The organism is Paenibacillus sp. JQZ6Y-1 (assembly GCF_040719145.1).
GTDB lineage: Bacteria > Bacillota > Bacilli > Paenibacillales > Paenibacillaceae > Saccharibacillus > Saccharibacillus kandeliae.
In genome coordinates, this window is the sequence record NZ_JBFDUZ010000001.1 from 1165027 (window position 1) to 1184036 (window position 19010).

Below are 19010 nucleotides of genomic sequence, written 5' to 3' on the forward strand. Positions count from 1 at the left end.
CGAGAAAGGGGGACAAAACCTATGGCAGATTCACTCGTCATTGTGGAATCACCGGCAAAAGCGAAAACGATTGGCAAGTATCTTGGTAGTAAATTTATTGTGAAAGCATCAATGGGCCATGTCCGCGATTTGCCAAAAAGCCAAATTGGTGTTGATGTTGAAAACGACTTCGATCCCAAATATATTACCATCCGTGGTAAAGGTTCTGTTCTGAAAGAATTGAAAGATGCACGAAAAAAAGTGAAAAAAGTCTATCTGGCGGCTGACCCGGATCGCGAAGGTGAAGCTATCGCTTGGCATTTGGCGCATGCGCTGGATGTAGCGGATGGCGAAGCATGCCGTGTTGTATTTAACGAAATTACAAAGCAGGCGGTCAAGGACGCGTTCAAGACACCGCGCCAGATTAATATGGATCTGGTGAACGCACAGCAGGCACGCCGTATTTTGGATCGGCTGGTCGGCTACAAGATCAGTCCTTTATTATGGAAGAAAGTCAAAAAAGGATTGTCCGCTGGACGTGTGCAATCGGTCGCAGTCAAGATTATCATTGACCGCGAAAATGAAATCTCCGAATTCAAGCCGGAAGAATACTGGAGCATTACTGCCAGACTGACGGTGAATGATACAACGTTTGAAGCCAAATTCACGCAGCTGAACGGCGAGAAAAAAGAGCTGCACAGCGAAGCAGAAGTGAATGAGGTGCTGGAGGCTATTGCGGATGCTGCGTTTGAAGTAACTGAGATCAAGGAGCGCGAACGTCTGCGTCATCCGGCAGCTCCATTTACGACATCCTCTCTACAACAGGAAGCAGCGCGTAAGCTGAACTTCCGTGCAGCCAAAACAATGTCTGTGGCACAGCAATTATATGAAGGAATTGATCTGGGCAAAGAAGGTACAGTCGGTTTAATCACCTACATGCGTACTGACTCCACTCGGATTGCAGCTTCAGCACAAGAAGAGGTTCGCGAATACCTCAGTGGGAAATACGGTGCTGATTTTATTCCAGAAGAACCGCGTCAGTATACGAAAAAGAACGCCAATGCTCAGGATGCGCACGAAGCGATTCGTCCAACCTCGGCTGTGCGTGATCCAGAATCAGTCAAGGAATATATGAGTCGTGATCAGTTCCGTCTGTATAAGCTAGTATGGGAACGCTTTGCTGCCAGTCAGATGGCATCGGCAGTACTCGATACAATGTCTGTGGATATTGCTGTCGGTCCAGCAACCTTCCGTGCGGTTGGTTCCAAAGTACGCTTCCAAGGCTTTATGAAGGTATATGTGGAAGGTAACGATGATGGCAAAGAGGAAGGCGAGAAATTCCTGCCGCCATTGTCCAAAGGTGATCAGCTCAAAAAAGAAGAAGTGGAACCAAAACAGCATTTTACGCAGCCGCCACCACGTTATACAGAAGCGCGTCTGGTTAAAACGCTGGAGGAACTCGGTATCGGTCGTCCAAGTACGTATGCGCCAACACTGGAAACGATCCAAAAGCGTGGATACGTAGCGATTGAAGAGAAGAAGTTCATGCCAACAGAGCTTGGCGAACTGGTTATTCAGCAAATGGAAGAGTTTTTCCCGGAAATCCTGAATGTAGAGTTTACCGCTAATATGGAGCAGGATTTGGACCATGTAGGGGATGGACAGGAAGATTGGGTACAGGTGCTGAATGAATTTTACGGTTCGTTCGAGAAGCGTCTGGAAGTGGCCGAAGAAGAAATGAAGGAAATTGAGATCGAGGATGAGGTATCAGACGAGATCTGCGACAAGTGCGGACGCCATATGGTGTACAAACTTGGTCGCTTTGGCAAATTCCTTGCCTGCTCCGGTTTCCCAGATTGTCGCAATACAAAGCCAATCATCAAAGATATTGGTGTAGAGTGTCCAACATGTCATGAAGGACATGTCGTAGAACGCCGCAGTAAAAAAGGTCGTGTCTTCTACGGTTGCAATCGGTATCCAGAATGCGACTTCGTATCTTGGGATCGTCCATCGCCGAAGCCATGCCCAGTATGTAAATCTATGATGGTAGAAAAGCGCAACAAGCAGGGTGTTAAGCTGCAATGCACAAGCTGCGATCATACCGAAATGGTAGAAGAAAACGATGATGCAGCGGTTGAGCTGGATTAACCAATTCGGCATTTGCTGACAGGCATATCGATATACAGCAACTATATTAGCAGCAAACTCGTATGCTTTGTCAGGTATTAGAATTTTAACTTCATTTAACGTATAATGTGTTTGTATACATGCAATCGCATTATAACCACAGACTTGTATTCAGCTTTGTTTCTGGATACAAGTCGTGCTGTTTTTCATTCATTATTTATTATTATCTATCGCAGGAAGATGCAGGGGGTTTTTACATCGTGTCAGAGATTCAAAAGGTAACCGTCATTGGCGCAGGACTTGCTGGCAGTGAAGCCGCATGGCAGATCGCCAGTCAGGGAGTGCCTGTCACATTATACGAAATGCGTCCAGTCGTGAAGACACCGGCGCACCATACGAACCAGTTCGCGGAGCTGGTATGCAGCAATTCGCTTCGTTCCAATACGATGGCGAATGCAGTAGGAGTTATGAAGGAAGAAATGCGTATGCTGAACTCGCTCGTATTGAGTGCAGCAGATACCCATGCTGTACCAGCAGGTGGCGCACTGGCTGTAGACCGCGACGGATTTTCCGGTGAGATTACATCCACGCTGCACAACCATCCACTGGTAACGGTATTGAATGAGGAAGTGCAGGAGATTCCAACGGATGGCATCGTCGTTATTGCAACGGGTCCACTGACCTCTCCAGCTTTGTCCAAGCAGATTCAAGATTTGCTCGGTGAAGAGTATTTCTACTTTTACGATGCAGCTGCACCAATTATTGAAAAAGACTCTATCGATATGAGCAAGGTATATCTGGCTTCCCGTTATGATAAAGGCGAAGCTGCGTACCTGAACTGTCCGATGAACGAGCAAGAATTTGACGCTTTTTATGAAGCATTGATCGGAGCAGAAACCGCTCAGCTCAAAGAGTTCGAGAAAGAAATTTATTTTGAAGGCTGTATGCCGATTGAAATTATGATGAAGCGTGGCAAGCAAACCGCATTGTTCGGTCCTATGAAGCCGGTTGGACTGGTTAATCCACATACTGGTGAATTGCCGTATGCTGTCGTACAGCTTCGTCAGGATAATGCTGCCGGTACACTCTACAATATGGTTGGCTTCCAAACCCACTTGAAATGGGGCGAACAGCGTCGTGTATTATCCATGATTCCGGGTCTGGAACAGGCAGAGTTTGTACGCTTCGGTGTCATGCACCGTAATACGTTTATCAATTCGCCGCGTCTGTTGGAACCGACATATCAACTCAAGCGTGACAACCGCATCTTCTTCGCTGGACAAATGACCGGTGTAGAAGGATATGTGGAATCTGCCGCTTCGGGTCTGATTGCCGGTATGAATGCTGCGCGTTTAGCAAAGGGTGAAGAATTGCTGGAACTGCCTCAGGCAAGTACGCTTGGCAGTATGGCACATTACATTACTCACGCTGACCCAGAGCACTTCCAACCGATGAATGCTAACTTTGGTCTGTTGCCAAAGCCGGAGAAGAAGATTCGCAACAAAAAGGAAAAGAATGAGATGCTTGCGAATCAAGCATTGGATAGCATTCGCGCTTTCTTCGACTTGCCACAGCCTGAGCCTCAACCGGAAGCTGAGCAAGAAGTAGAAGCTGTCGAATAATCAATACGCAGTTCCTATGCAAATGTATAGGACAGCTGGAATCGTATTCTAGCCGCTAGTATCTCTTATATCCTAACCGATATTCAGCAACGTTATCGTTAATGGAAATCGGCATTGGGAGATATATTCCGCTGATCATTCATCTATTTTACAATGGGTTCATCCTGTAATGGATTCGTAAATATTCCGAAATGTGCAACTTCTACACAACTGAACCGTAGTACCGACAGACGATGAACGGGAGGGAAACAGATGGAACTTTCATTTCACGCAACAACAATCTGCGCTGTGCGTCATAACGGCAAAGCTGCAATCGCTGGTGATGGTCAGGTAACGTTCGGTCAGAACGTGATCATGAAACAGCATGCCAAAAAGATTCGCCGTTTATATCGCGGTCAGGTACTGGCTGGCTTTGCTGGTTCCGTTGCCGACGCGATTACTTTGTTTGAGAAATTCGAAGCCAAGCTGGAAGAACATCACGGCAACTTGCAGCGTGCAGCAGTGGAACTTGCCAAAGAATGGCGTTCTGACCGTGTACTGCGTAAGCTGGAAGCGCTACTGATTGTCATGGACAAATCAGGCATGCTGCTGATTTCGGGCGGCGGTGAAATTATCGAACCGGATGATGATGTGATTGCGATCGGATCTGGTGGTAACTTTGCTTTATCTGCTGCTCGTGCACTCAAGCGTCATGGCAAAGATTTGGAAGCGCGCGACATCGTCGAAGCATCGCTTAATATCGCTGCAGAGATTTGTGTGTACACCAACAACAATATCATTGTGGAAGAATTGTAAGCCTGACCGGTGAGGTCCGTATTCCAATAAGGTAGGCGGTCCACACCGGTTTTTGTTTCTGAAATTAGGATGGAGGGACACAGGATGAGTAAAGATGCCCAGGCGTTAACGCCAAGACAGATCGTAGCAGAATTGGATAAATATATTGTCGGTCAAAAAAAGGCGAAAAAATCGGTTGCGGTTGCACTTCGTAATCGGTATCGTCGCAGCCTGCTCCAGGATGATGTTCAGGACGAAATTGTGCCTAAAAATATTCTAATGATTGGTCCTACAGGTGTAGGTAAAACCGAAATCGCTCGTCGTCTGGCAAAGCTGGTGCATGCGCCATTTGTCAAAGTAGAAGCGACCAAGTTCACCGAAGTGGGTTATGTCGGACGTGATGTGGAATCAATGGTTCGTGATCTGGTAGAAACTGCGATTCGTGTGGTAAAAGCAGAACGCACCGAACAAGTAAAGGATAAAGCAGAAGAAGCGGCAAACGAGCAAATCGTGAAGATTCTCGTTCCGTCTAGCTTTAAATCCAAAACCCAGCGGAATCCGTTTGAAATGCTATTTGGTGGGAACAACAGCAATCAGCAGGAGGAGCCAACGACGCATGAGTATAGCGGCGACGATAACTCCATTCAGGATCGCCGTCGTCAGGTGCGCTTTGATCTGCTGAACGGTAAGCTGGAGGAAGACATCATTGAAGTGGAAGTAGAAGATACAACGCCCAATATGATGGATATGTTCATGGGCCAAGGCAATGATCAAATGGGCATGAATATGCAGGAGATGCTAGGCAGCTTTTTGCCGAAGCGTATGAAGAAGCGTAAACTGCCGATCAAGGAAGCGCGTAAAGTGCTGACACAGCAGGAAGCGAACAAAATGATGGACCTAGACGATGTGAATCAAGAGTCGCTGCGTCGTGCTGAGCAGAGCGGTATTATTTTTATCGACGAGATTGATAAAGTAGCAAGCTCAGGTCGCGGCTCAGGTCCCGATGTATCACGTGAAGGCGTACAGCGCGACATCTTACCAATCGTTGAAGGCTCGACGATTATGACCAAATACGGCCCAGTGAAGACCGACTATATCTTGTTTATCGCCGCTGGTGCTTTCCATACGTCCAAGCCATCCGATCTGATTCCTGAATTGCAAGGACGTTTCCCGATCCGGGTCGAGCTGGAAAGCTTAACAATGGAAGATTTTGTGAACATTTTGAAAGAACCCAAAAATGCGCTCACGCAGCAGTATACGTATTTGCTACGCGCAGAGCAGATTGAATTGGAGTTTTCCGATGAAGCGATTCGCGAGATTGCGAGTATCGCTGCTTCTGTTAATGACAATACTGAGAATATCGGTGCACGTCGATTGCATACGATTATGGAGAAGCTGCTGGAAGATATCTCATTTGAAGCGCCTGAATTGACGCTGGACAAATTTTTGATCACTCCGCAGTATGTACAGGAAAAGCTGAAAGATATCGCACAGGATCGCGATTTGAGCCAGTATATTCTGTAAAATTGTGCTTGAGCATCGTATTGGCACGAGCGATAGGAATACAATCAAATAGACTTTGTGTATTTTAGGAAAAAGGTGGGGTGCTTATTTTACAAGTTCCCCGCCTTTTTCCTATGTTTTCGTAACTGCGAAAATTGTATGATGTATATAACAAATCAATCTAATATATATATTTCAGTAATCCGATAAACAGATGTACACGTATCTTCAATAACCAGACATATTTTATCCACATTCTTAGATGGATTTTTAAAAAGCTTTACGTTATGATAATTGCGCTTGCGTAAATATGCAAAAAGGTTCAAATGTCATAATGGTTGCAAAAAATATATTTTGAAATGGCGATAAAATGGAATAAATTAGTTAAAACTTAGACGCTAATGAAGCGGCTGAATAATCAGTAAGTATTATGCCCTAGGATTTAGGGCGTAACTAAAAACCCTAATAATGGTAAAAGATTAGAAATAGATGCTTCTTAGGACGATAAGTAAGTTTGAATGATAGCAAAATTCCCAGATCCTTCAAACAATTTATTGGCACCAAATGTAAAATAAAAGGATTTTAACTAAATAATTGATGTTAATATCTGCTTTTAGTGTCATATTATTTATAATTACTGGAAATAATTATTCAAAAGAAGACAAAAAGTGATTATTTTTGTCAAAAGATAGTCCTTTATTCTCATTGTGCTAACATCGATTCTCTAGGAAACTTATGGTATCAGTTTTTTAGGAAAAACGACGCAGTATAGATGGAAACTTTATCATTTATGAAATCTTTGTCGAATGACAGCGTGAAATGAAAAAGATGGAATTTACATTATCCATTGAAATAAATAAAACATGAAAGGAGTGACGTAAGTGAATTTGCTGAATGATGCCAGTTTTCGTCGTCTGGAAGGAGCAATTAGCGCAGCAAGCCTCAGACAACAAGTGATTACGAACAACATCGCTAATGCAGATACACCTTACTTCAAACGTTCCGAAGTTTCCTTCGAAAATGTACTGCAAGACCAGATGGACGGAAGTCAAAGCTCTATTAGAGGCATCACAACAAACCCTCGTCACTTTCAAATCGGATCGACAGCAGGCAGCGTTCCACAGGCAACTGTTGTAACCGACAGTGGCACAGTGATGAACAACAACCTGAATAACGTGGACATGGATGTTGAAATGTCTGATCTGGCTGAGAATCAACTCCGTTACAACACGTACATTGAGCAGGTCAACCATCAGATCAAAATGATGCGTACTGCAATCCAAGGTGGAGGAGCATAATAAATGAAAATCAGCAACAGTTTTGATATTAGTGCCTCAGCGTTAACTGCCCAGCGGCTTCGCATGGATGTCGTCTCCTCCAATATCGCCAATGCTGAGACAACACGAGCAAAAGTGGTTAATGGTGAAGCAGTACCATATCGCCGTAAAGAGGTTGTTCTTTCAACGAATAAACCATCGTTTGCAGATACGCTTGACTCTGCCATGAACGGTAACAACAGTGGCATCGACGGCGTTAAGGCTGTCTCCATTCAAGAAGATCAAGAGCCTTTCAAACTTGTTTATAACCCGACACACCCCGACGCTGACAAAAATGGATATGTAAAAATGCCAAACGTCGATACTCTAAAAGAAATGGTGGACATGATATCAGCTTCGCGTTCATATGAAGCTAACGTAACTGCACTCAATGCCTCCAAGGCGATGATTACAAAAGCCTTGCAAATTGGTAAATGATGAATAGAAAATTGGAAGGAGGGGTAATTAATGATTGAAAATACAATGTTTAACAGTGCTATGGCTTCACCATTGCAAATGACAACGGGGGCTACTCAAAGCAAGCTGGATACTCCTAGTGAAGCAATAGGGCAGTTTGGCTCGTATCTGTCGGATGCTTTGAATCAAGTCAATGCACAAGAGCAAACGGTTCACCAGCTCAACGATAAATTTTTGGTAGGTAAAGCTGATGTGGATCAAGTGATGATCGCAGGCGAACAGTCGATGTTGAGTCTGCAACTGACCGCCCAGATTCGGAATAAAGCGGTAGAGGCATACCAAGAAATCATGCGTATGCAAATGTAATCTAAGTAATGATGTTTCATAGCACAGTTTCGAATGGGGTGACGTTGTGAATGAAAGAGTTGCCCAGTATAGAGATAAAATCGTCCAATACTGGAAAAATTTCAACAGAAATCAAAAGATTCTGCTGATTTCGACACTGGCCTTTATCATCATTGCGATCGTTGTGCTGACTATCCAATTTTCTAAAACCGAATATGAAGTGGCATTCCAAAATCTGGATGCTACAGACTCTGCTGCGGTTATGGAATACTTGGACGGACAAGGTATTACTTACCAACTCAGCCAAGATGGAACCAGTATTTCTGTACCTGTAGGCGACGCTGCTAGAGCAAAAGTAGCGGTTGGCTCACAAGGATTGATTCAGAACGGTACTATCGGATTCAGTGAATTTAACACCAGTTCTTCAGCAATCGGTATGACCGATAACGAGTTTAATGTGAAATACAAAAATGCCCTCAATGGCGAAGTATCCCAATTGCTTCGCAACATGAATGGCGTGCAAAACGCAAAAGTACTGATTAACCTTCCCGAAGAAAGCCTGTTCGCCACTGATGAAAATCAGGACACAGCCAGCGCTTCGGTCGTTATGCAGTTCAAGCCAGGTTTCCGTGCTTCTCAAGAAGCGATCGACGGTTACTTCAACCTGGTTCATACCGCAATACCCCACCTTCCTATCGATAACATCACGATCACTAACGGCACAGACGGAAGCGAATTAGTAGCCACAGTCAAAGGTGGCGGCTCTGGAAACCTTACCGGCGCAGTACAAGAAAACATGGCTTTACAGAAAAAATATGAAGCTGATGTTGAAAATAATGTAAGACAATTTTTGTCTCGATTGCTTGGACCGGACAAAGTAAATGTGTTAGTAACTTCCACACTCAACTTTGACCAACGTACTACCAAAGAAGATCGAGTAGAGCCTGTAGATGAAGAGAATATGCAAGGTATTCAAATCAGTGCTCAAAAGATTCAGGAATCTTATACAGGTACTTCTAGCCCAGACAGCGGTACAGCGGGTACAGGTAGCACAGATACACCGACGTATCCAGGTGGTTCTTCTTCTGGCAATACCGAATCCGAAAAATCGCAAAGTACTATCAACTATGAAGTCAACCGGATTCATAATGAGATTGCAGCTAGCCCTTATCATGTGCAGGATCTGAGTATTAATGTTTTGGTTGATCCTAGTACAACAGATGCGGCTGCTCAAACTACTCTCAATAATGAAATTAGCACAATGCTACAAAGTATTGTGAGAACATCGCTTGCTGAGAATGGCATCAACTATGCACAAAATGATCCATCGCTTATAGCAAAAGTAAATGTAATGTCTCCACAGGCATTTGCAACCAACGATACATCAGATGGTGGTTTTATCGCCAACAACTGGCAGTGGATGGCAGCTGTAGCTGCTGCACTCGCTATCGCAATTGTCGGCTTTATCATTTATCGCCGTCGCAAACAACAAAACGAACAACTGGAAGAAGATATTATGCTTCCTTCCGTTTCAGAAATGCCTTCTATTAGTTTGGAAAACTTGACCAATGACAGTCAGGTACGTAAACAGCTCGAATCGCTGGCGAAAAAGAAACCGGACGAATTTGTGAATCTGCTGCGTACATGGCTTGCTGATGAATAAGAGGTGAAAGGGTTTGGCGAAGGGAGCTACACTGAACGGACGTCAAAAAGCGGCTATCCTGCTGATTTCGCTGGGTCCTGAAGTATCTGCCCAGATTTTCAAACATTTGCGTGATGAAGAGATTGAACAATTAACTCTGGAAATTGCCAATGTTCGCAAGGTAGATAGTAACGAAAAAGACTCCGTTGTTTCCGAGTTTCATCAAATTTGTCTGGCTCAGGAGTATATCTCACAGGGCGGTATCAACTACGCCAAAGAGATTCTGGAAAAAGCGCTCGGTGAAAATAAGGCACTCGAGGTCATCAATCGCCTGACAGCAACATTGCAGGTACGACCTTTCGATTTTGCCCGTAAAGCCGATCCAAGCCAGATTTTAAACTTTATTCAGAATGAGAATCCACAAACGATTGCACTCGTTTTATCCTATTTGCAATTTGAGCAGGCGGCAGTGATCCTGTCGTCCTTGCCACAAGAAAAGCAAGCCGAGGTTGCGCGTAGAGTCGCTGTTATGGACAGCACATCGCCTGAGATTATCGCTCAGGTGGAGCGCGTACTCGAGCAAAAGCTGTCCTCTACCGTAACGCAGGACTACACCAATGCCGGCGGTATCGAATCGATCGTTCAAATCTTGAACGGTGTCGACCGCGGTACAGAACGCACGATTTTGGACTCCTTGGAAATTCAAGATCCAGAACTGGCAGAAGAAATCAAAAAGCGGATGTTCGTATTCGAAGATATTGTCAATGTCGACAACCGTTCCATTCAGCGGATTATCCGCGATGTGGAAAACGCAGATTTGCAGCTGGCACTCAAAGTGGCGAGCGAAGATGTACGCGAAGCGGTATTTTCCAATATGTCCAAACGTATGGCAGATACATTCAAAGAAGAAATGGAATTTATGGGGCCTGTGCGTCTTAAAGATGTCGAAGAAGCTCAGAGCCGTATCGTAGGCATTATCCGCAGACTTGAAGAGTCCGGCGAGATCATCATAGCCCGTGGCGGAGGAGATGATATCATTGTCTAATTTGATAAAATCATCCCAGTATATTCCGGTTGAAATTTTGAAGAAGTTGGATTTAGGCAAAGATTATTTTAAAGCGACCGATTTGGCAGGTCATGCCGATCATATCCCGCATATTATTTATGATCAGCCTAGAGTCGATGAACAGACGATTTTAATGAAAGAACAGATGCTGGCGGATGCGCGTGAATTTGCGGAACGTCAGGTGCGCGAAGCAGCCGAGGAAGCGGAGCGGTTGCTGCAAAATGCACAGGACATGATTTCTTCCTGGTGGGAAGGTCGTCGGGAACAGGATGAACATCTGGTAGAAGCCGTCAAAGCGCAAGCCTTTCAAGAAGGATTTGAAGAGGGTAGAGAACGTGCAGAGCAGGAGATGCAGCAGCGGATTCATGAAATGATGACGGAAGCGCAGCTTGTTCTGTCTCAAGCGTATGAAGCCAAAGACCAGATCATTCAGGAAGCCGAGCCGTTTCTCGTTGATCTGAGCTGCGGTATCGCTGAAAAAGTAATTGACAAGGAACTTGGCGAACAGCCAGAACTAGTTATGTCATTGATCAAGAAGACGCTAGCTCGCAAGAGAGAGCAAGGCGTCATTACCCTTTGTGTAAGTCCATCGCAGTTTGATTTTATCCATGCAGCACGCGAGGAACTGGTGTTGTCGATTGATTCTCAAGCAGAATTGCAAATTCTGCCTGATGCTACGGTACGTGATCGTGGATGTGTAATTCGATCCGCTTTTGGTAGTGTCGATGCACGGGTAGATACACAACTGACCGAACTCAAAAAAGAATTGCTGCGACTGGCGCTGCATGATGAAGAGCGGGGGAATGGAAATGCAGGATCTTAATGCAGGACGTTACCTAGACTATCTGAAACAGCTGGACCCGATCCGCATCAACGGCAAAGTAACTCAGGTTATTGGGTTGATGGTGGAGTCGGAAGGACCAGACGCAAGTATCGGCGATGTTTGCTACATTTATCCAACCAAAGGCGCCGACCCACTTCGTGCAGAGGTGGTTGGATTCCGAGATAACAAGGTATTACTCATGCCGCTTGGTGAATTGCAATCGATTGGACCTGGGTGTGACGTAGTAGGAACAGGTAAACCGCTTACTGTACAAGTTGGCTCTGAGCTGCTTGGCAAAGTGCTAGACGGCTTGGGACAACCGCTGGACGGTTCTCTGTTACCAGCTCGCATGACACATTATTCTACCTTTAATTCTCCGCCGAATCCGATGACTCGTCCGCGGGTACAGGACCCGATGAGCGTTGGTGTACGTGCGATTGATGGTTTGCTAACGATTGGTAAAGGGCAGCGTGTAGGTATCTTCGCCGGTTCCGGTGTTGGTAAAAGTACCTTGATGGGCATGATTGCCCGCAATACCGAAGCTGATGTCAACGTGATCGCTCTTATCGGCGAACGCGGACGCGAAGTACGCGACTTTATCGAGCGTGATTTAGGCCCAGAAGGGCTGCAACGCTCCATAGTCATTGTTGCAACATCTGATCAACCTGCATTGATTCGGATCAAAGGAGCATTAATTGCCACCACGATTGCCGAATATTTCCGTGATCGCGGTATGAACGTTATGTTTATGATGGACTCGGTCACGCGCTATGCGATGGCACAACGCGAAGTAGGACTGGCAGTCGGCGAACCACCAGCAATGAGAGGATATACGCCTTCTGTATTTGCTGGACTACCTAAACTGCTGGAGCGTGCCGGAACGGGGCCTAACGGTTCCATTACCGCCTTTTATACCGTACTGGTAGATGGGGATGATATGAACGAACCGATTGCCGATGCGGTCCGCGGGATACTTGATGGTCATATTGTACTGAATCGCTCGATTGCAAACAAAGGACAATTTCCAGCCATTGATGTACTCGCAAGCATTAGCCGCGTAATGAAAGATATCGTCAGTGAAGATCAGAATGATGCAGCTAACAATATGAAGCGCTTAATGTCTGTTTACAAGGAATCCGAGGATCTTATTAACATCGGTGCTTATCAGCAGGGTTCCAGTCCAGATATCGATGAAGCGATTTCTCGTATCCGAGATGTATGGAATTTTACAAGACAAAAAGTACACGAAAAGACAACGTTGCCTGAAGCGCAGGAGCAGATGATTTCCGAATTTGTGAGGAGCTGATAGATCATGAATTTCCGATATAACTTCCAAAAAGTTGTCGATATCAAATCAAGTGCAAAAAACCAAGCAGAGTGGATGCTATCCACTGCACTAGGTGAACTGCAAACCGAAGAGCAATCTCTTCAGCAATTACTGGAAGATCAGAACCGCACGTTGGAAGCCATCAATCAGGCGATTGAGCAATGTGCGCCTATCTCCGAACTTCAGGATATGCAGCGTTATGTCGTGTATTTGGATAAGGCTATTGCTGGCAAAATTAATGATGTACACAAAGCTCAGTTAAATGTAGATCACAAAAAGCTTCATTTAACAGAGAAAATGGTCGATGAAAAAGTATGGCTGCAAGCGAAAGACAAAGCGAAAGCCAAATTTACACAAGAGCAGATGCTTCGTGAGCAAAACGAGCTGGACGAAATGGCGACCGTACGGTACGCAATGCAGTCCAGATAATCCATTCATCTTGTATACAGCGAATCTTATACATCGCTGTAGATGGAAAATGGGTGCTTGACGGATATAACGAAGCCAGGCAGCTCAAGGAGGTTTACCGTGGCGAAGAAAACACTGGATATGGAAGTGGAGAAGGAAGGCGGCGGTCTTGGACGGTTCCTATTTATTGCCACTCCCATTCTGTTTACCCTTGTACTGGTAGGCGCAATCATCATGCTGTTCAATGTAGATTTGCGCAACAGCATGTTCAGTACACTTGATAAAATTCCGATAGTGAAAAATTGGATTCCTTCTGCCGATAATAGTAGTACGACAGCAGCTTCCAATCAAAATGAAAGTAACTCGGCTACAGTCGATCAATTGAAAAAAGATCTGGCAGCTTCACAGAAAACACAAAGCGATCAGGCACAGCAAATTAAAGACCTGCAAGCCAAGCTTTCTGACTCATCGACTTCTGCTGCCAATGGAACCGGTACTGGGACTACTACAAGTGGTACGACAGGAACCAGTGGCACAACGGGCACGACCAATAGTTCTGGAACGACAGGGACAACGAATAGTGGTTCATCTGGATCGACTGTACAGACTGAGCAGGATAAGCAATTGAAAAATCTTGCGAATGTGTATGCAGATATGAGTTCGTCCAAAGCAGCTTCTATTATGCAAAATATGACGACGGACGAACAGGTACTCATTTTTAGCAAAATGAATTCTGAAGCCCAAGCGGGTATTTTGCAAAAGATGGATGCGAAAGTCGCTGCGGAAACTTCGTTGGCACTAAAAAATGCAACGGCGGCTAGTCTAGCAGCTATGCAGGTTGCAACCGCTACACCAGCCAAACAGACTACACCAAGCACGAGTATGAGCGTATCGGATATGGCTCAAACCTTTACCACCATGCCGGCAAGCAGTGCAGCGTCCTTACTATTGCAAACTGCTAAGGTTAGTCAAAACAAAGTCCTGCAAGTATTGAACACGATGGACGATACAACCCGCGCAAGCGTCCTGTCGGCAATGTCGACATCAGACCCTGCGACTACCGCCCAGATTGTCAACCGACTACTGGCGAATTAATTTGATGAGGTGATCGGAATCATTTCCTATTCTTATCATTATGCGCTACTAGGGAACTCTTTCTCATTCATTTTTCATGCCAGGGAGGTGATAATAAATGAGTATGATACTACAAAACCTAAACACATCATCCACATCGACACCCGCCGCTAAAGTCTCGGGTAATGCTGGAACAACCGGCACCGGTTTTAACCAGACATTATCATACGCTATGAATGCTACAGGTGGTACGGCAACAGCCGCAACCGCAGGTAATGCAGCAGCGGCAACAGCATCCGCATCTGGCGGTCAATCGCTTTCCGGTTTGATGGGCAGTGCAGCTTCTTTATTGGAAATGCTGCAAGCACTGATTTCTGGTGATCAGCAGGTAGATGATCAACAAGGCGATGGCAAAAGCGTTCAGAAAGTGGACAAGCTGATGGACGATCTGCTCAAAAAGCTTCAGGAAATGGATTCTTCCATTATGAATGATCCGGCACTGATGCAATCATTGCAAGCTTGGCTTGTACAGGTTCAACAGGTACTGAATGGCGGTTCTGCAGAGCAGGGTACGACAACTACAGATGCTGATGGACAAGGAAACCAGCCAACGGCTCAATCCGTTGCAGCTGCTTTACCGGCACTGGCACAGCAAGCAGACACGATTCGATTCGCAGTAGCAGATGCTGTATCCCAGATTGTAGATAAGCTGCAAGGCGTGCAAAACGGTACGCAACAGGCTGATCCCAAACTGGAACAACTGCTGAACAATCTGCAAAACGTTTTGCAACAGGCAGGTAACAGCTCCTCCACATCTTCCGATAGTGGACAGAGCAATCAGCAAAATCAAGCCCCTGTCCAAATCGTAGTAAAGAATGAAACCAAAGCAGCAGAGGCAACAGCAACCGTTGCAGCGGCACAGGAAACAGCTGAGCCTGAAGTAGCGAATGCAACGCCAACTAATCAGCAACAACAACCGGTCATCGTAACCGCTGGTCAACTGGCGATGCGTGCCGAGGCTACACCGCTGACGAGTACACAGACACCAGCAGCAAGCGTCAATGTGAATGCTTTCCCAGAAGAAATGAGCAAGTTCATCGTCAGCAAAATGGATATTCATCAGCTGAATGGAGTGTCTGAAGCACGCATCATCATGAACCCTGAAAACTTAGGTCAAGTCGATGTGAAAATCAGCATTCAAGATGGACAGGTTATGGCACAATTTATCACGGAGAAACACGGCGCCAAAGATGCGTTAGAACAGCAAATGGCACAATTGCGTACTGCTCTTCAATCTCAGGGGCTTCAGGTCGATAAATTAGAAGTAGCACAAAGTTCCTCGCTCTTCTCCGATATGTATAACGGTGGACAAGGCTTCCAATCGAATGCAGGTCAACAGCAATCTGGTCGACGCTCCAAGTCAAAAGATGAGCAATCAGATGATGCGATGCTGACAGCTGAAATCAGCAATGAACTAAAAGAATGGCGTGGAGAGCAACAAGCTTCTAGTACGACTGCCGGCGTAGCAAGTATGCTGAACTACGGTAGCACGTATGTAGCAAAAGCGTAAAATTGGATGGAGGTGAAATCATTTGGCAGATTTAGTTTCCACATCGGCAACATGGCCCAACTATTCTACAAGTAATGTAAAAACAGCCGCTTCAACGTCCAAAAAGGAACTTGGTAAAGAACAGTTTCTGTCGATCCTCGTTGCCCAGCTAAAAAACCAAGATCCATTGTCTCCTATGGATAATGCACAGTTCGTTGCTCAGATGGCACAATTCTCGTCTCTGGAACAGCTGATGACTATTAACCAAAAATTGGATACCGCACAAACATCCACAGATACTTCGCTTGGCGGTGCTTCCGAATTGATCGGCAAGAAGATCACTTGGCTGAATGAGAGTACAGACAGTACAACAGGCGCTACAAGCTCTTCGTACGAATCTGGTGCTGTAGACTCGATCATTCTCAAAAACAAAGTGCTGTATGCACAAGTAGGCGAGAATGCGATCCCACTTTCACTCATTACCAAAGTTGAATCGAACTCGGCGGCAACAACTCCAGCGACATCGACAGCAACAACCGATACGGCTGCAACAAGTACTGCAACGTCTACAACACCATCTAGTACAGCAACCGCAACGGATACAACATCAACAGGTACGACAACAACAGGTTCCACAAGTACCCCGTCGACAGACACTACATCATCCGGTACAACTACGAATGATACAACAGGAAGTACGTCGACTGGTGATACAACAAGCAATGATGCTACAACTGGCTCTACTACGGCGAACACAACAACTGACAGTGCATCGACATCAAATACTAGCACTACAACGCCAGCAGCCAACAGTAGTACAGATAGCACAACGGCGGATAGCAGTTCTTCGGAAAGTAATACAGATGCTGCTGCATCACCATCGAGTGCGGAGACGGCGTCATGAATGGCCCCATCCAAGTAGGTCAGTTATACCCGTCCAAGCTCAACTCAGGCTTGCTGGGGCGGCCTAACAACACCGCTTCGGCGACACAGAATAAAGAGTTTCAAAATATTCTGGATCAGAATCTGCTGAAATTTAGCAATCATGCGTCCAAACGATTGGAACAACGAGGAATTGAATTTAGTACCGAGCAGATGAAAAGTCTCAATCAGGCGATTGATAAGGCTGCTGCTAAAGGCTCCAAAGATTCATTGATTTTGATGCAAAACAATGTCGCTTTGATCGTCAACGTACCCAATAGGACCGTAGTCACCGCCATGGATGGCAACTCAATGAAAGATAATGTTTTCACACAAATCGATAGTGCTGTGATTTTATAAGCTACTGGCTGGACCTTAATCGGAAAGCCAGCGAACTGCCGACCGACTGAAGCGGTTCACATTACACTACACATCCATTAGGAGGAAATTAAATGTTAAGATCCATGTATTCTGGTGTCTCGGGTATGAAAGGCTTTCAAACAAAATTGGACGTTATTGGTAACAACATCGCCAACGTCAATACAACGGGCTTCAAAAGCTCCCGTGTTATGTTCCAAGATATTTTGAGCCAAACGACTAAAGGCGTAACAGCTCCAGTAGAAGGAACAAGCGGCGGTGTCAACGCACAACAAGTTGGTCTGGGTACAACGGTATCCTCGATCGACACTCTGCATCTGGCAGGTAGTGCGCAAACGACCAACAACCCGACAGACCTGCGGATCGATGGTGACGGCTTCTTCGCTATCAAATTGTCTGAGGATCAAGAAACACCTTACCTGACTCGTGCTGGTGACTTCCACGTGGATGCTAGCCGTCAACTCGTTACTTCCGATGGTGCGTTTGTTGTCGATAGTGGCGGTGCGCCGATCCAAATTAGTGAAGATGCAGTATCGTTCAGCATTCAGCAAAACGGTACACTGCTGTACACACTGGCTGATGGTACAACCGAAGAAGGACCACAGCTGGGTATCGCTAAAGTAACAAACCCAGAAGGTTTGGAGAAAATCGGTGGCAGCTTGTATCGCGTAACACCGAATGCGATCACCGACGGTACAGTCGAACTGACAACAGGTAACAATGCTGAGACAGGTACAGGAGCGATCGTAGCTGGTCAGTTGGAAATGTCCAACGTTGACCTGACAAGCGAGTTTACAGAGATGATCACTGCACAACGTGGTTTCCAAGCGAACTCCCGTATCATCACAACATCCGATGAAATTCTGCAAGAAGTTGTCAACCTGAAACGATAAGGCACATTGAAATAGAGGGAGATTGTATTCTTCTCCCTCTGTTTCTGCAGTATAGACAGATATTCAAGGAGGGGTATTATGATCCCGGTCACGCGGCTCAACGGTTCTCCCATGTGGCTTAACGCCCTGCTGATAGAGATGGTGGAGGAAACACCGGACACTTATATTACCTTAACGACAGGCAAACGTATGATAGTGCTTGAAAAGGCAGAGCAAGTTACTCACCTAATCACTGAATACAACAAAAGTATAGGCACTCTTACGGGAACGATTAAGGTGCAGCAGATGGAGGAATTGGAATGAAAAAGTTATTGCCCTGGATTGTCAGCGGGGTACTCGCAGTAGGTCTCATCGGTGTTGTCGCGTATTTCCTGCTTGGCAATGTGCTAGGTAACAAGCAACCGATGACTGCAGCTGAAGCCGCGGCGGCCGAAAAAGCAAAAATCGCAAGCATGAGCGCTTCTGAAATTGCAGAAGTATCTTCGGATGTGACAGATCTGACAACCAATCTGGCAGATCCAAACTATGTTGTGAAAATCAGCTTCTCCTTCCAAATGGAAGACAAAGATGCCAAAGCCAACTTTGATCTGATTAAAGATCTCAAAGTGAAGCCGATTCTGGTCCGTGTACTGGCGGATACCGAACCTGCTGATCTGGGCAGCGCAGCAGGCATTCAGAAGCTGGATGACAAAATCCTGAAGCTGGTGAACAGCTCTTTGCCTGAAGATGGCGGTAAAGTAGTCGACGTAGAAGTTTCCGATAAGATTGTAAGTGGTATTTAAAGGAAGAAGAACCAATTCCGCATTTCCAAAGCCAAGCGCCGGGTTACTCCGGCGATCAGCGGAG

General features: G+C 45.7%; 19 protein-coding genes. All 19 read left to right on the plus strand.

Annotated features, from left to right (window positions below; all coding sequences use genetic code 11):
* Window positions 1-21: 21 nt before the first annotated feature.
* The 19 genes from topA to ABXR35_RS05260 all read left to right on the plus strand — a co-directional run bounded on the left by topA (window position 22) and on the right by ABXR35_RS05260 (window position 18946).
* Window positions 22-2127 (plus strand): type I DNA topoisomerase, encoded by a 2106-nt coding sequence (gene topA, locus ABXR35_RS05170; RefSeq protein WP_367056384.1) that lies wholly within the window; start codon window positions 22-24, stop codon window positions 2125-2127.
* A 239-nt stretch (window positions 2128-2366) separates the two neighbouring features.
* Window positions 2367-3728, plus strand: coding sequence for an FADH(2)-oxidizing methylenetetrahydrofolate--tRNA-(uracil(54)-C(5))-methyltransferase TrmFO (gene trmFO, locus ABXR35_RS05175; RefSeq protein WP_367056386.1), 1362 nt, complete (start codon window positions 2367-2369; stop codon window positions 3726-3728).
* A 252-nt stretch (window positions 3729-3980) separates the two neighbouring features.
* Window positions 3981-4523: an ATP-dependent protease subunit HslV gene (hslV, locus tag ABXR35_RS05180; RefSeq protein WP_367056389.1), complete on the plus strand. Its 543-nt coding sequence runs from the start codon at window positions 3981-3983 to the stop codon at window positions 4521-4523.
* Between the two features lie 84 nt (window positions 4524-4607).
* Window positions 4608-6026 carry an ATP-dependent protease ATPase subunit HslU gene (hslU, locus tag ABXR35_RS05185; protein WP_367056391.1) on the plus strand — a complete coding sequence of 473 codons (1419 nt, stop codon included), beginning with the start codon at window positions 4608-4610 and terminating at the stop codon, window positions 6024-6026.
* An 860-nt stretch (window positions 6027-6886) separates the two neighbouring features.
* Entirely contained in the window at window positions 6887-7303 is a 417-nt protein-coding gene (flgB, locus tag ABXR35_RS05190; RefSeq protein WP_367056394.1) for a flagellar basal body rod protein FlgB, read from the plus strand.
* 3 nt (window positions 7304-7306) lie between these two features.
* Window positions 7307-7759, plus strand: a complete 453-nt coding sequence (gene flgC, locus ABXR35_RS05195) for a flagellar basal body rod protein FlgC (protein ID WP_367056396.1) — start codon at window positions 7307-7309, stop codon at window positions 7757-7759.
* A gap of 30 nt (window positions 7760-7789) precedes the next feature.
* Window positions 7790-8104: a flagellar hook-basal body complex protein FliE gene (fliE, locus tag ABXR35_RS05200; RefSeq protein WP_367056399.1), complete on the plus strand. Its 315-nt coding sequence runs from the start codon at window positions 7790-7792 to the stop codon at window positions 8102-8104.
* Between the two features lie 46 nt (window positions 8105-8150).
* A complete protein-coding gene (gene fliF / locus ABXR35_RS05205; RefSeq protein WP_367056402.1) occupies window positions 8151-9746 on the plus strand; it encodes a flagellar basal-body MS-ring/collar protein FliF in 1596 nt (531 codons plus the stop codon).
* A 13-nt stretch (window positions 9747-9759) separates the two neighbouring features.
* Window positions 9760-10770, plus strand: coding sequence for a flagellar motor switch protein FliG (fliG, locus tag ABXR35_RS05210; protein ID WP_367056404.1), 1011 nt, complete (start codon window positions 9760-9762; stop codon window positions 10768-10770).
* Complete coding sequence (locus ABXR35_RS05215) at window positions 10763-11614, plus strand: FliH/SctL family protein (protein ID WP_367056407.1); 852 nt, start codon at window positions 10763-10765, stop codon at window positions 11612-11614. Before fliG ends, ABXR35_RS05215 begins: the two co-directional genes overlap by 8 nt.
* Window positions 11601-12920 (plus strand): flagellar protein export ATPase FliI, encoded by a 1320-nt coding sequence (gene fliI, locus ABXR35_RS05220; protein WP_367056409.1) that lies wholly within the window; start codon window positions 11601-11603, stop codon window positions 12918-12920. Before ABXR35_RS05215 ends, fliI begins: the two co-directional genes overlap by 14 nt.
* Window positions 12921-12926: 6 nt before the next feature.
* Entirely contained in the window at window positions 12927-13370 is a 444-nt protein-coding gene (gene fliJ / locus ABXR35_RS05225; protein WP_367056412.1) for a flagellar export protein FliJ, read from the plus strand.
* 99 nt (window positions 13371-13469) lie between these two features.
* The gene (locus ABXR35_RS05230) at window positions 13470-14444 is read left to right on the plus strand and encodes a magnesium transporter MgtE N-terminal domain-containing protein (RefSeq protein WP_367056414.1); all 975 of its coding nucleotides are present in this window, start codon (window positions 13470-13472) and stop codon (window positions 14442-14444) included.
* Window positions 14445-14541: 97 nt separating this feature from the next.
* Complete coding sequence (locus tag ABXR35_RS05235; RefSeq protein WP_367056417.1) at window positions 14542-15993, plus strand: flagellar hook-length control protein FliK; 1452 nt, start codon at window positions 14542-14544, stop codon at window positions 15991-15993.
* Window positions 15994-16015: 22 nt separating this feature from the next.
* On the plus strand, window positions 16016-16876 hold the full coding sequence (locus ABXR35_RS05240; protein ID WP_367056419.1) for a flagellar hook assembly protein FlgD: 861 nt from the start codon (window positions 16016-16018) through the stop codon (window positions 16874-16876).
* Entirely contained in the window at window positions 16873-17253 is a 381-nt protein-coding gene (locus ABXR35_RS05245) for a TIGR02530 family flagellar biosynthesis protein (RefSeq protein ID WP_367056422.1), read from the plus strand. Before ABXR35_RS05240 ends, ABXR35_RS05245 begins: the two co-directional genes overlap by 4 nt.
* A 92-nt stretch (window positions 17254-17345) precedes the next feature.
* Window positions 17346-18164 carry a flagellar basal body rod protein FlgG gene (flgG, locus tag ABXR35_RS05250; RefSeq protein WP_367056424.1) on the plus strand — a complete coding sequence of 273 codons (819 nt, stop codon included), beginning with the start codon at window positions 17346-17348 and terminating at the stop codon, window positions 18162-18164.
* A 78-nt stretch (window positions 18165-18242) separates the two neighbouring features.
* Window positions 18243-18467, plus strand: coding sequence for a flagellar FlbD family protein (locus ABXR35_RS05255; protein ID WP_367056427.1), 225 nt, complete (start codon window positions 18243-18245; stop codon window positions 18465-18467).
* Window positions 18464-18946, plus strand: a complete 483-nt coding sequence (locus tag ABXR35_RS05260; protein ID WP_367056429.1) for a flagellar basal body-associated FliL family protein — start codon at window positions 18464-18466, stop codon at window positions 18944-18946. The genes ABXR35_RS05255 and ABXR35_RS05260 overlap by 4 nt, the downstream gene beginning before the upstream one ends.
* Window positions 18947-19010: the final 64 nt, after the last annotated feature.

What these genes read in the sequence shown, in the direction of transcription:
- flgC (WP_367056396.1), top strand. Translation starts at nt 7,307, where the DNA reads ATGAAAATCAGCAACAGTTTTGATATTAGTGCCTCAGCGTTAACTGCC.
- hslV (WP_367056389.1), top strand. Translation starts at nt 3,981, where the DNA reads ATGGAACTTTCATTTCACGCAACAACAATCTGCGCTGTGCGTCATAAC.
- topA (WP_367056384.1), top strand. Translation starts at nt 22, where the DNA reads ATGGCAGATTCACTCGTCATTGTGGAATCACCGGCAAAAGCGAAAACG.
- fliI (WP_367056409.1), top strand. Translation starts at nt 11,601, where the DNA reads ATGCAGGATCTTAATGCAGGACGTTACCTAGACTATCTGAAACAGCTG.
- hslU (WP_367056391.1), top strand. Translation starts at nt 4,608, where the DNA reads ATGAGTAAAGATGCCCAGGCGTTAACGCCAAGACAGATCGTAGCAGAA.
- fliJ (WP_367056412.1), top strand. Translation starts at nt 12,927, where the DNA reads ATGAATTTCCGATATAACTTCCAAAAAGTTGTCGATATCAAATCAAGT.
- flgG (WP_367056424.1), top strand. Translation starts at nt 17,346, where the DNA reads ATGTTAAGATCCATGTATTCTGGTGTCTCGGGTATGAAAGGCTTTCAA.
- ABXR35_RS05260 (WP_367056429.1), top strand. Translation starts at nt 18,464, where the DNA reads ATGAAAAAGTTATTGCCCTGGATTGTCAGCGGGGTACTCGCAGTAGGT.
- ABXR35_RS05235 (WP_367056417.1), top strand. Translation starts at nt 14,542, where the DNA reads ATGAGTATGATACTACAAAACCTAAACACATCATCCACATCGACACCC.
- ABXR35_RS05255 (WP_367056427.1), top strand. Translation starts at nt 18,243, where the DNA reads ATGATCCCGGTCACGCGGCTCAACGGTTCTCCCATGTGGCTTAACGCC.
- ABXR35_RS05245 (WP_367056422.1), top strand. Translation starts at nt 16,873, where the DNA reads ATGAATGGCCCCATCCAAGTAGGTCAGTTATACCCGTCCAAGCTCAAC.
- fliE (WP_367056399.1), top strand. Translation starts at nt 7,790, where the DNA reads ATGATTGAAAATACAATGTTTAACAGTGCTATGGCTTCACCATTGCAA.